This window comes from Parageobacillus thermoglucosidasius, assembly GCF_001295365.1.
GTDB lineage: Bacteria > Bacillota > Bacilli > Bacillales > Anoxybacillaceae > Parageobacillus > Parageobacillus thermoglucosidasius.
Genome location: NZ_CP012712.1, coordinates 2,562,393 through 2,574,804, shown reverse-complemented (window position 1 = coordinate 2,574,804; position 12,412 = coordinate 2,562,393). Strand labels below are relative to the sequence as shown.

At 43.5% G+C, this 12,412-nt stretch carries 10 protein-coding genes; 2 read left to right on the top strand and 8 right to left on the bottom strand.

The genetic code is table 11. The features are described 5' to 3' along the window. Positions 1-78: 78 nt before the first annotated feature. Positions 79-1,311: an NO-inducible flavohemoprotein gene (gene hmpA, locus AOT13_RS12620; RefSeq protein WP_042385339.1), complete on the bottom strand. Its 1,233-nt coding sequence runs from the start codon at positions 1,309-1,311 to the stop codon at positions 79-81. Between the two features lie 166 nt (positions 1,312-1,477). Between hmpA and AOT13_RS12615 the strand changes: the two genes are divergently transcribed. Further along, positions 1,478-1,948, top strand: a complete 471-nt coding sequence (locus AOT13_RS12615) for an Rrf2 family transcriptional regulator (protein WP_003250570.1) — start codon at positions 1,478-1,480, stop codon at positions 1,946-1,948. 135 nt (positions 1,949-2,083) lie between these two features. Further along, positions 2,084-2,956 carry a polyamine aminopropyltransferase gene (gene speE, locus AOT13_RS12610; protein ID WP_013400873.1) on the top strand — a complete coding sequence of 291 codons (873 nt, stop codon included), beginning with the start codon at positions 2,084-2,086 and terminating at the stop codon, positions 2,954-2,956. Between the two features lie 28 nt (positions 2,957-2,984). Here speE and AOT13_RS12605 read toward each other — a convergent pair whose 3' ends face one another. From AOT13_RS12605 to treP, 7 genes are all read right to left on the bottom strand, one after another. Then, the gene (locus tag AOT13_RS12605; RefSeq protein ID WP_003250573.1) at positions 2,985-4,154 is read right to left on the bottom strand and encodes an acyl-CoA dehydrogenase family protein; all 1,170 of its coding nucleotides are present in this window, start codon (positions 4,152-4,154) and stop codon (positions 2,985-2,987) included. Positions 4,155-4,224: 70 nt separating this feature from the next. Beyond that, positions 4,225-5,724 carry an aminotransferase class V-fold PLP-dependent enzyme gene (locus AOT13_RS12600; protein ID WP_013400874.1) on the bottom strand — a complete coding sequence of 500 codons (1,500 nt, stop codon included), beginning with the start codon at positions 5,722-5,724 and terminating at the stop codon, positions 4,225-4,227. Between the two features lie 280 nt (positions 5,725-6,004). Continuing rightward, entirely contained in the window at positions 6,005-6,427 is a 423-nt protein-coding gene (locus AOT13_RS12590; protein ID WP_013400875.1) for an acyl-CoA thioesterase, read from the bottom strand. A 213-nt stretch (positions 6,428-6,640) separates the two neighbouring features. Further along, positions 6,641-8,056 (bottom strand): Na+/H+ antiporter NhaC family protein, encoded by a 1,416-nt coding sequence (locus tag AOT13_RS12585; RefSeq protein WP_041269359.1) that lies wholly within the window; start codon positions 8,054-8,056, stop codon positions 6,641-6,643. Positions 8,057-8,289: 233 nt separating this feature from the next. Continuing rightward, complete coding sequence (gene treR / locus AOT13_RS12580; protein WP_035502036.1) at positions 8,290-9,003, bottom strand: trehalose operon repressor; 714 nt, start codon at positions 9,001-9,003, stop codon at positions 8,290-8,292. 23 nt (positions 9,004-9,026) lie between these two features. Further along, on the bottom strand, positions 9,027-10,715 hold the full coding sequence (gene treC / locus AOT13_RS12575) for an alpha,alpha-phosphotrehalase (protein ID WP_013400877.1): 1,689 nt from the start codon (positions 10,713-10,715) through the stop codon (positions 9,027-9,029). A gap of 113 nt (positions 10,716-10,828) precedes the next feature. After that, positions 10,829-12,247: a PTS system trehalose-specific EIIBC component gene (gene treP, locus AOT13_RS12570; RefSeq protein WP_003250585.1), complete on the bottom strand. Its 1,419-nt coding sequence runs from the start codon at positions 12,245-12,247 to the stop codon at positions 10,829-10,831. Positions 12,248-12,412 lie beyond the last annotated feature (165 nt).

The window sequence follows — 12,412 nt, the reverse complement described above, 5'->3', positions numbered from 1 at the left end:
CCCTCCTTCTTACTTATTAATCATAGCAAAACAAGGCACCTTTCTCCAAACGAAAAGGTGCCTTTCATAAATTATTGATTACTTCGTTAAATCACCGGCTGGCCCGAAAAATTCATAATGGATATTTTCATCGGCAACGCCCCATTCTTTAAGGGAATGGTAGACAGTTTTCATAAATGGAAGCGGCCCACAGAAATAAAAATCTGCCTCTTTGGCTGGAATCACTGTTTGCATCCAAGGCAAATCAATAAATCCTTCTTTTCCAAAATAAGGGTGCTTGCGGTCTTCCGCAGAAGGTGACTGATAACAAACGTGGTACGAAAATGCTGGATGTTCCGCCAAGCGGCGCAACTCTTGATCGAACGCATGGACGTTTCCATTGATCGCTGCATGAATAAACGTTGTTTGGCGATTAGGCTGGCGCGAAACAACGGTACTGGCCATGCTGAAGAGCGGCGTAATGCCCACGCCACCGCTGATGAGCACGACCGGTGTTTCTTTTGTCAGATTGAGTGTGAAAACACCAGCTGGTGCGCTTAATTCAAGTATATCCCCTTCTTGAACATGATCATGTAAATAGTTAGAAACAATCCCGGCCGGTTTGTCCGCCGTTGCTGCTTCCCTTTTCACGCTAATGCGGTAATAACCTTTTCCTGGCGCATCGGATAAGCTGTATTGGCGAATATGGGTATATTTTTCCCCTGGAATGGACACTTTGACACTGACATATTGCCCTGGCAAATATTCGCTGATTTCCCCGCCGTCTTCAGGAATGAAATAAAATGATGTGATGACATCGCTTTCTTTCACTTTTTTCTGAACAATGAAGCGGCGGAAATCTTTCCAGCCCCCACATTTGGATGCGGCTTCTTCATACAATTGCGCTTCCATTTTTATAAATACATCCGCGATTACCTCATATGCTTCCGCCCATGCGTTGATGATTTCGTCTGTCGCGGCCTCTTGAAGCACATCTTTGATCGCAAGCAGCAAATATTTGCCGACAATCGGGTAATGCTCTGGTTTGATTCCTAAGCTTCGGTGCTTATGGGCAATTTGCTGGACAGCAGGCAAAATGGTTTCTAAATGATCGATATGTTTTGCCGCAGCGTAAACTGCTGCCGCAAGCGCTTTTTGCTGGCGGCCTTGTTTTTGGTTGGCATGGTTAAAAATATTAAGCAGTTCTGGATGGCTGGTCAACATTGATTGATAAAACTGTTTCGTGATTTGTTCACCATGTTTTTCAAGCACTGGCACGGTCGACTTTATAATGCCTATTGTTTTTTGGCTTAACGATGTTGTTGTTCCCATTGCTTTTATCCTCCAAAACATGTATTTTAAATACAGCTTTATTGAAACATAGCGGCGTTTTAAAAAGCAATATTTTAAATACATCTTTAACAAATCGTTCACATTTTTTTTGCCGCATTGGTATGATAAAATCGTATTGAAATCCGCGTTTAAAGGTGTGAAACAAATGCAACTGACAAACTATACGGAATACGCTTTGCGCGTGCTTCTCTTTTTAGGGGCGCTTGAACCTGGTGAAAAAACAAACATTAAAGAAATTTCCCAAACGTTTTCGATTTCGGAAAACCATTTAAGCAAAATCGTGTATGAACTTGGAAAATTAGGCTATATTGAAACGATACGGGGGCGGAACGGGGGCATCCGGCTTGCCAAGCAGCCGGAAGAGATTAATATCGGTGCTGTCGTCCGCAAAACGGAAGAAAACTTGTCGCTTGTTGAATGTTTCGCCAGCCACGGCAATCATTGCGTTTTGACTCCTGTCTGCCAGTTAAAGAGCGTATTGCACGAGGCGTTAGAAGCGTTTTTGCGCGTGCTGGATGCCTATGCGTTGTCTGACTTGCTTGCGAATAAACAAAGCTTACAGGCGATTTTCTCCAAAAAAAACGATCATATGCAAGCATCACATGTGCAAAAATAGCGGTTGCAATCAAAAAGGCAACCGCTGCTGTGCGTGTGGAATCCATTTAGCTTCACGCAGGATTTGTCACATTTCGTAAAATATATTAATATTAGAAAGGTGTGAGAAAACAAGCAGGATTCAAAGGAGGTCGCAATGAAGCACGTACACGATTCATTACCACCTTACTTAAAAGTTGAAAACGGTGAACTCTGGCTGACAGAAGATGACCGCGAAAACTTAAAAATCAGTTACCGTATTAAAGACATTATTTTCTCCGAACAATCCGATTTCCAACATGTCATGATTTTGGATTCTTACGATTTCGGACGCATGCTCGTCCTCGACGGAGTTGTGCAAACAACATCCATCGACGGCCATATTTATAATGAAATGATTTCCCATGTACCGCTGCAATTCCGTCCGTCGGCGAAAAAAGTGCTTATTATCGGAGGCGGGGATTGTGGCGCAGCAAGAGAAGTAGCGAAATATAAGCACATCGAAGAAATTCACATGGTTGAAATCGATGAAAAAGTAGTGCTTTCGTGTAAAGCACATTTGCAAGAAGTATCGGGAAATTTATCCGATCCGCGAGTGCAATTTATTTATGATGACGGGGTTGCTTTCGTGAAAGAGCGCGAAAACGAGTATGATGTGATTATTATTGATTCATCCGATCCTGTCGGGCCAGCGGAGGCGCTCTTTTCCCGCGACTTTTACGCCAATGTCCGCCGCGCTTTAAAAGAGGACGGGCTAATGGTTTGCCAAAGCCAGTCGCCGATTTTCCATTTGGACATTTTGCGGCAAACATATACAAACATTCGTGAATTATTTCCGCATGTTCAAGTTTATACCGCCACTGTGCCAACATATCCGGGCGGATTATGGAGCTTTACTATCGGCTCAACAAAACCGCTTTCTCTTCCAGAGACTTTGACGATTCCGCCGGATACGAAATACGTTAATGAAGGAGTCGTCAAACAATGCTTCCAACTTCCGCAGTTTTTGAAAAAAGCGCTTGAACAGTAAAGAAAGAGCAGTCGTTCTGACTGCTCTTTTACTTTACATTTAAGGCGCGGTCCGCCACGATTGAAACAGTAATGTCGTCGGACGGCGGATTATGCAATCCGGCGCGGATATCGCGATAATACCGCTGCAACGGGTTCGCGGCAAATAAACTTTGCCCGCCGACGATGCGCATTGCCAAATCGACGATGTTGACAGCGGCATTCGTGGCGATATATTTAACCGTTGCTAATTCTTCTTTCATTTCTGCCCGTTTCTCCGGATAGCGGTCCCATTGATCGGCGATCGAATACATAAAATGCCGGGCTGCCATCAAATGTATATCCATTTGCGCGATTTTTCGCCGCACTTCCGGCACTTCGGCAATCGGATGGGAAAGACTGTTTGGCTGATATGTTTTTGCGAATGCGATTGCCTCATTGCGTGCGGCAATGGCGATTCCTAAATAACAAGCGGGAATATGTAAAAGCCAGCCTTGGGCCTGCCTTTTTGCTTTTAGTGAATCCAGCATTTCGACAAGCGCTTCTTCTTCTACTTCCACATTTTCTAAAATAACATCATCACTTCGTGTCGCTCTCATGCCAAGCGTATTCCATGTTTTTTCAACTTTTAAACCGGCTGCCGTTTTCGGAATGAGAAAGTTTCCGACTTCTCCTGTTTCTTTTATGGTTGCTGATATGATAAAGTAATCAAGCGCCGGTGCTAGCGAAGTGAACGTTTTTCGGCCGGAAATGACCCAGCGGCCGTTGCGGTATTCCGCAGTTGTTTCCGGCTTTCCGCCGCGCGCCGGACTGCCAGTCGCTGTTTCGGATTGGGCGCTGTTTAATAAAACTTGCTTTTCCACCACTTCACGGCAAATTCGTTCCAACACAGGTGACGGCCATTTTTTCGTTTCTGTAAGGCTTAGCAAAATGCTCAAGTGCCAGCCAAGTGATAGCGCTGTCGCTCCATCCCCTTGGGCGATCGTTTCTTGGATGAGCAAAAATTCATAAAGGGAAATACCCTCGCCTCCATATGATTTAGGCACAGTTAGAGAAAGAAAGCGCGCTTCTTTTAAATCATTGAAATTCTCAAACGGAAATTCCGCATGTTCATCGTACCATTCAGCGCGCTTATGAAATTGATCAGCAAGCTGCCGCGCTCGCTCGTATAAGTTTTGCTCCCGCTCTGTGCGGAGAAATAAATGGTATAGATCGTTCATATGTCTCCCCTCTTTTTTCATTATGGTTTTATTGTACACGTTGGGGAGCGGGGATGGAAAGAATATGATGTTAAAGAGTAAATAAATGGCGGACGTCGCGGTCATCATTGCGATGATGAAACTCATTTTTTTTGTAATCATATATATATTCTTGCTTCCACTTTTCTGCGTGGCGCACAAGATGGCGGATCGCCCGGATGATATGATATATGTCTTCATTTGTCATGATGGGATGAAGTGAAATACGGACCCATCCCGGTTTTGATAGTAAGTTTCCTTGTTTCACTTGTGTCATTATTTGTTTCGATTGTTCTTTGTCAATTCCAAGCAAATAGTGGCCGTACGGACCGGCGCATGAACAGCCGCCGCGCGTTTGAATGCCAAAGCGGTCGTTCAAAAGCTTGACAACTAAATTGTAATGCATTCCTTCAATAATAAAGGATACAATGCCGAGTCTGTCTTCCCGGTGGCCTTCTAAAATATGAACGCGCGGTATTTGCTTTAATTGCGATAAAAAAAGTGCCGTTAATTCTTTTTCCCGCTTCAGCATGCGTTCAATCCCCATTTTTTCCTTTAATCGAATGGCAAGCGCCGCTTTAATTGTTTGCAAAACCGGCGGTGTTCCCCCGCCTTCCCGTGTTTCGATATCATCAATATATTGATAATTTCCCCAAGGATCTGTCCATATGACTGTCCCTCCTCCCGGATGGTCAGGGATACGATTTTGATAAAGACGCGCGTCAAAAATAAGCACACCTGCGCTTCCTGGTCCTCCTAAAAATTTATGCGGCGAAAAATAAATGCCGTCCAATTTTTCTTGCGGATCATCAGGGTGCATGTTGATGGCGACGTATGGAGCGGAAGCGGCAAAGTCGACGAAGCAAATTCCTGCATGCTCATGCATGATTTTTGCTAGCTGATGGTATGGTGTCTGAATGCCGGTTACATTTGAACATGCGGTAAACGCGCCGATTTTCAGCGGGCGATGCGCATATGTCCGCAATAATTCCTGCAAATGATTGACATCAACATCACCGTTTGCGGTTGGGCGGATCGTCACAACTTCGCCAATTGTTTCCGCCCACGATAATAAATTCGAATGATGCTCCATATGGGTGACAAAAATAACAGGGCGTTTTTCATCCGGCAGCTTCAGGCGTGATTTCCACTGTTCTGGCACTCTTAGTCCAAGCAGCCGCTGCAGTTTATTCACCGCGCTTGTCATCCCTGCCCCTTCCATGATGATAACGTCATTTCGCCCTGCATTGACATGACGTTTAATCAATTCTTTTGCATATTGATAAGCCAATGTCGTTTTCGTGCTCGTTATATTCGATTCAGTGTGTGTATTGGCAATAAACGGGCCAAGTTCTTCGGTTATTTTTCGTTCAATCGGCGCATATAAACGGCCGCTTGCTGTCCAATCAGCATAAATCATTCGCTGTTGTCCAAACGGGGTGGAAAACGTCAGATTTGTTCCGATCGTTGCTTCACGAAACGGTTGAAAATAGGCTTCCAATTCTCCACGGCATGTAAATGTCGCTTCTCCGATGGTTGCTTTAATTTCCATTGCTGTCCCCCCTTCTTGTGCCTTTTACTCATACAGTATGTGGAAAGCGGAAAAATGGTCAATACAAACCGAGAGGAATTCATTCAGCGGAGTATATTGGGGAAGCGGGAAATCACGTTTTCGTTTTTTCAGGGGAATTTATGTTGCTTTTTGCGCCATTTCTGGAAGTGAATTTGGAAAGTAAAAAAAATGGCTACCTTTGTTTTCGGTAGCTGCTTTTTGTTATATTTCGGTTTGGATGTATTTTGTAGGAGTATTACGTTCTTCATGGCAGTCCGCTTTATTTCACCTGTTCGGAATCGGAAAGGACATAGCGTTGCAACTGCTCCCGCAAATTATCGGGAAGACGCTCACTTTGCTGCGCCGCAAAATTGAAATAGACGACAGCCGCTTCGCCAAGGGCGATCAGTGTGCCCGTTTTTGCGTCTAACACTCGGTGGACAAGTTGAAAACTTTTATTGCCAATTTTCGAGACATTCGTTTCGATTTTTAATGTTTGTCCAAAATACGCTTGATGAATGAAATCGCATTTTGCAGAAGCGAGGATAAACCGCCATTCCTTTACATCACTCCCGTAGCTCAATTCTTCAAATAACCGAACGCGAGCTTCTTCGAGATAAATAAAATAGCTTATATTGCTGACATGCCCAAGCGCGTCTGTTTCACAAAAACGAATGTTGACGGTCATTGTATGAGTGGCCATAATACTCTCCCTCTTCACTATTTAACTAACCAGTTAGTATGTTGATTTTATTATATTGGTTTCTTTTAGCTGATTCAATTATTTTTTTTTGATTTTGATTATTTAGCACATAGTTTTGTTTATTAAAAAAAACTGGAGCAAAAGCCAATATCTTATATAATAACTCAAAATAAAAACGTAACGGCATCGGAGTGATATCGTAATCCGATGGCGTTACGCGAAAAAGATTGGCGCGATTAAATAAGCAGCTGTCGCTAATATGGCACACAATAATGAGATACGTAATTTATATTTTGCATAACTCATTAAATTTAAATCCATCATCGCTGCAGTTGTAATTGTTGTATCACCTAACGGAGAGGCGAAAGCGCCGAATGTTCCGCTTGCAAATACCGCCCCAATCGTCATTGGCAGCGGCGCTCCCGTCGCCGCCGCTAACGTTACGCCAAGCGGCATAAAAATCCCCCACGTTCCCCATGATGTCCCGATAAAATAAGAAATAAACGAACCGGCAGCAAATACGGCAGCGGGGACGACTTCTTTGGGAAGCCATGTTCCTAGCGTCGATGAAACATATGCGGAAAACCCTAATTCATCTGCGGCAAGCGACACCGCCCAAACGAGAAGGAGCATTCCGATCGGTGCCATCAGCTGATTTCCGCCGTCAAAAAAATGGTAAATTAATTCATGCAACGGCTGCCGCCTGATGAGATAAAATACCGTCGTTATGATGATGGTAACAAACAATGCCATAAGCATCGCCAGCGTCGCATCGGCTTTTGAAAAAGCATCGATCATAGTGGCGGCTCCATTTTTCATCCCGCTGTACCAAAAGAAAAAAAACGTCAGCACAAACATAAGAAAAAGCGGAAAAAACAAATGAAGCGGCTCCCCTGCTACCAATGCCAGCTCTTTGCGCAGCCCCAGTTGATGAAACGGATTTGTTGTTTCTTTTTCCCGTTTTCTTTCTTTGCTTCCAATCCGCACGTTCATAAATGTTGTCATTAATCCGAGAACAAGCGCGATGACTGCAAAAAAGTTGTATGGCAGGCTTGCTAAAAACAGCGAGTAAGCTGACGCATTGATTTGATTTTGTGTGAGCGCTCCCGCAACTACCGACTCCATAAATCCGGCAAACGCCGTCGCGGCGGGAAGAAGAACGATAATCGGCTCTGTTGATACATCGATCATATACGCTATTCTCCGCCGGTCAACGCGGAATTTTCCAAGAATGGATTTTATCACAGGACTAAGCAACATAATGCGGAACATCGGCATAAAAAAGGTGAATGGAACCGTAAGCCATATAAACAACAATAGCCTTTGCTTCGAATGAAGGCGCCCGCCGATCCATTGCACAAATCCTTTCACCCCGCCGGCAATTTGAATCATGCCAATTAATGAGCCAAATAAATATAAAAAGGCAACTACTTTTATATGTTCAAAATTATTCATTGTTTTTACCAGTGTGTTTACCGCCCGCTCCATCGCAGCAAGCACGTTTCCGTTTTCCAAGCAAAACGCGCCAACGATCAATCCGATGATCAGTCCAGGGACAATCTCCTTCAGCCAAATCGCAAGCGGAATGATGACAAGAAACGGCAATAAAGACAACCATGTTCCTTCCAACCAACTCACCCCTTTGTCGTTACAAGGATAGCCATAATGATGATGGATTATGATATTTTTGTTGTTGATTATTTAGCACATAGTTTTATTAGATTTAAATGAGATGAAAAATAACCGATCTGGTTTTTAAATTCCTGCGCCAGTCCATTGCATTGGGCACACTCAAAAATTCTTTTGGTTTTGATACGGAATGAAAAAGAAACGAACACTTGCGTGAAAACACAAGTGTTCGTTCACTTTCGTCTCGCGAAATCAACGAAACGGAATTTATCAAGGCGGTGGCGCGACTCTGTATATTGAAATAGCGTTGCATCATCTAAATAAACGAAATTCTTTACGACAACGATGTGATCATAACCGTTTAAATCTAAATATTTCCGATCCTCGTCATTGACTTTTTCAACGGTCATTTCTTTTTTCGCAAAGCTGATTTTTAATTTTAACTGTTTCTCTAAATACTCGTAAATGGAATCTTCGCATATTTCCCGCGTCAATGTCGGGACATATTTTTTATAGAAAAAATCTTTGTCTAAAATGATCCGTTCTCCTTCTATTTCGCGGGAACGAATCACTTTCCATATTTCGTCTTTGCTCGTCGCGTGCAAATACCGCTTCAAATCCGGATCCGGTTTAATGACCTCCAGTTCGTTGACAATCGTTTTCACAGGCTGTTTCATGTTTTGCGCCAATTCTTTAAAGCTAACCAACCCGGAAACCGGAAAATCGTATTTGCCAACATCCAAAACGAGCGAGCCTTTTCCTTTCATTTTTTGAATATAGCCATGTTCAGACAGCAAATTCAGCGCTTTGCGAATCGTTTCTCTCGATGTGCGATACCGTTTGACCAATTCGTTCTCTGACGGCAGTTTGTCATACGGTTTCCAATACCCTTGACGAATTTTTCCGGCAAGATCATGATAAATCGTTAAATATTTATTTTCATACATATCACTCACCGACATGTATTGTATCATGATTTTGTCAAGTAATAAACAATCGATTCATACGGGCGAAGCGTTATTTTTCGAAAATCGCTCGGTGAGTCATCATAGTTAGAAATTAATATTTCGCTCGCATAGCCGTTTACAGCAACATCATCCGGCAAGATGAACGTCGTTTCCCTTCCGTAAAAATTATTCACAACAAGCAGCTTTTCATTCTCCCCGTTTCGCAAATAGGCAAAAATATCCGGATGATCTTCAAGCAATAGCTGATAATCTCCCGTCGTGATAATATCATATTGTTTGCGTAATTGAATGAGCCGCTGATAATGATAGAAAACCGATGTCGGATCTTCCAGCGCTTTTTTCACATTAATTTGTTGATAGTTCGGCGCGACGCGAATCCAAGGCTTGCCTGTCGTGAACCCGGCGTTCTCGCTGTCGTCCCATTGCATCGGCGTCCGTGAGTTATCGCGTGACTTCCGTTTTAAAATTTCAAGCACTTCTTGCTCGCTTTTTCCTTGTTCTCGCAAAATGTGATACATATTGAGCGATTCCACGTCCCGGTAATCGTCAATCCGCTCAAATTTCGGATCGGTCATGCCGATTTCTTCCCCTTGATAAATATACGGCGTCCCTTGCATCATATGAATGACGGTCGCAAGCATTTTCGCTGATTCTTTATGATATTTTCCATCATCGCCGTAACGTGACACGATCCGCGGCTGGTCATGGTTGCACCAAAACAGCGCGTTCCAGCCGCCGCCTTTATGCATCTCTACTTGCCATTCTGATAAAATTCGCTTCAAAGCAAGAAAATCGAAATCAGCGACCGCCCATTTTTCCCCGTTCGGATAATCCACCTTTAAATGATGGAAATTAAACACCATATTCAATTCACGGCGTTCCGGATTGGTGTATTTAATGCAATGATCAATCGTTGTCGATGACATTTCCCCAACCGTCATCACATCGTATTTCGAAAATACTTCCTGGTTCATCTCATGCAAAAATTCATGGATGCGCGGCCCGTCCGTGTAAAACTTGCGGCCGTCGCCCGGCGGCATCGAACCGTCGTCATCGAGAAAACGTTGATCTTTAGACAACAAGTTGACAACATCTAAACGGAAGCCGTCCACGCCTTTTTGAAACCAAAAATGCATCATATCATAAATGCGGCGGCGCAACTCTTCGTTTTCCCAGTTTAAATCCGCTTGTGTCACGTCAAACAAGTGCAAATAATATTGACCTGTTTTCTCATCGTACTCCCACGCCGAGCCGCCAAACTTCGACTGCCAGTTCGTCGGAGCGCTTCCATCCGGCTTTGGATCCCGCCAAATGTAAAAATTACGATACGGATTGTCTTTTGATGTCCGCGCCTGCTTAAACCATTCATGTTCTGTCGACGTATGGTTGACGACCATATCCATGATTAATTTCATGCCGCGCCGATGCACTTCTTCCAACAAGCGGTCAAAATCTTCCATCGTCCCATACTCATCGTGAATTTGAAAATAGTCGCTAATATCATAGCCATTGTCACGCTGCGGCGATTTGTAAATCGGCGTCAGCCAAATGACATCCACGCCGAGTTGTTTCAAATAATCGAGCTTTTCGATAATTCCCGCTAAATCACCGATTCCGTCACCGTTTGTGTCATTAAAGCTTTTTGGATAAATTTGATATACGACTGCTTTTTTCCACCATGGATGCTGCACTGAATCATCACCTCGTCCGATTATTTCGATTATATATGGATAAAAACACGATACCATTGGCGGATATTTGCCAATGGCATGTTTAATGATTATTTAGAACATAGTTTTATATATTAACGGCTCTCTTCTTTGCGGAACTTGCTGAAAACAAATGTTAAAACAAACGGCACGATGATTGCGATTGCCATTCCGATGAAGAACGGCACCCACTTTTGCGGCACGATCGACAAAAATCCTGGCAACCCGCCAACGCCAATCGATGGCGCGATTACTTTGTTCAGCGTTATAAACATTCCGGCAATCGCTGCGCCAGTCATCGCCGAAATAAATGGATAACGGAAACGCAAATTCACCCCGAACATCGCTGGTTCGGTTATGCCAAGATAAGCCGACACCGCAGATGTGAAAGAAAGACCTTTCAGTTTTTCATCTTTAGCAACAAACATCATCGCTAATGCCGCAGAACCTTGGGCAATGTTTGACATGACAAGGATTGGCCATAAGAACGTACCGCCTGTGTTTGCAATTAACTGCAAGTCAACCGGCAAAAATGTATGATGCATTCCTGTGACGACAAGCGGTGCGTACAACGCGCCATACAAAAAGCCGCCAATGGCTGGAACATTATCAAAAACGCTGACAAATACATGTGTAATCGCGTTTCCGATCGCGAATGTAATCGGACCAATCGCAATGAATGCTAAAAAGCCTGTAATTAACAACGCAATCGGCGCAACAAGCAACAATTGGAATGCATCCGGTATGCGTTTGCGTAAAAATTGCTCGATTTTCGCAAGAACATAAGCAGCGACAAGCACCGGAAGCACTTGGCCTTGATACCCGACTTTTTGGACTTCAAATCCGAATAAATTCCAAATAGGAATTTCGCCTTTTTCTTTCGCAGCTCCCCATCCCCACGCATTTAACAAATCAGGATGAACAAGCATCAGCCCAAGGACAATTCCTAACAGCGGACTTCCGCCAAACTTCGTCACTGCCGACCATCCGATTAAACCAGGCAAGAAGACGAACGCCGTATTGGCGATAAGGTTGATCATGTTGGCGAAGTCTGCCCATTCTTTATGCACTTCGACAAACGATTTGCCTTCATAAAAAATATCAGGACCTGTTAAAATGTTGTTAATCCCCATCAACAAACCAGCTGTCACAATCGCCGGTAAAATCGGAATAAAAATATCCGCTAATATTTTAATAGCGCGTTGCAATGGGTTTAGCTTCGCTTCCGCAGCATCTTTAATTTCTTGTTTCGTCGCTCTGCCGATTCCGGTCATTTCCACCAATTCGTTATATACTTTATCGACAAGTCCTTGTCCAATCACCACTTGAAACTGACCGTTCGCAGAAAACGAGCCTTTCACAATATCAATGCTTTCTAACGCTTCTTTATTGACTTTTCCCTCATCTTTTAACGCGAAGCGCAATCGCGTGACACAATGGGTGGCGGCGACAATATTTTCTTTTCCGCCAATCGCTTCGACAATTTTGGCGACCGATTGTTCGTAAGCCCCCATCACGAAAACCCCCTAACTCCTTGTGATTTAACCGCTTTCAGCAATCGTTTTCAAATTAAACTTGTATATACAAGCTACTTTTATTTTAACTTGTATATACAAGTTCGTCAACATTTATTTTCGACATTTTTCTTCTTTTTTCGCTACCGGCCACTTTTTTTGATA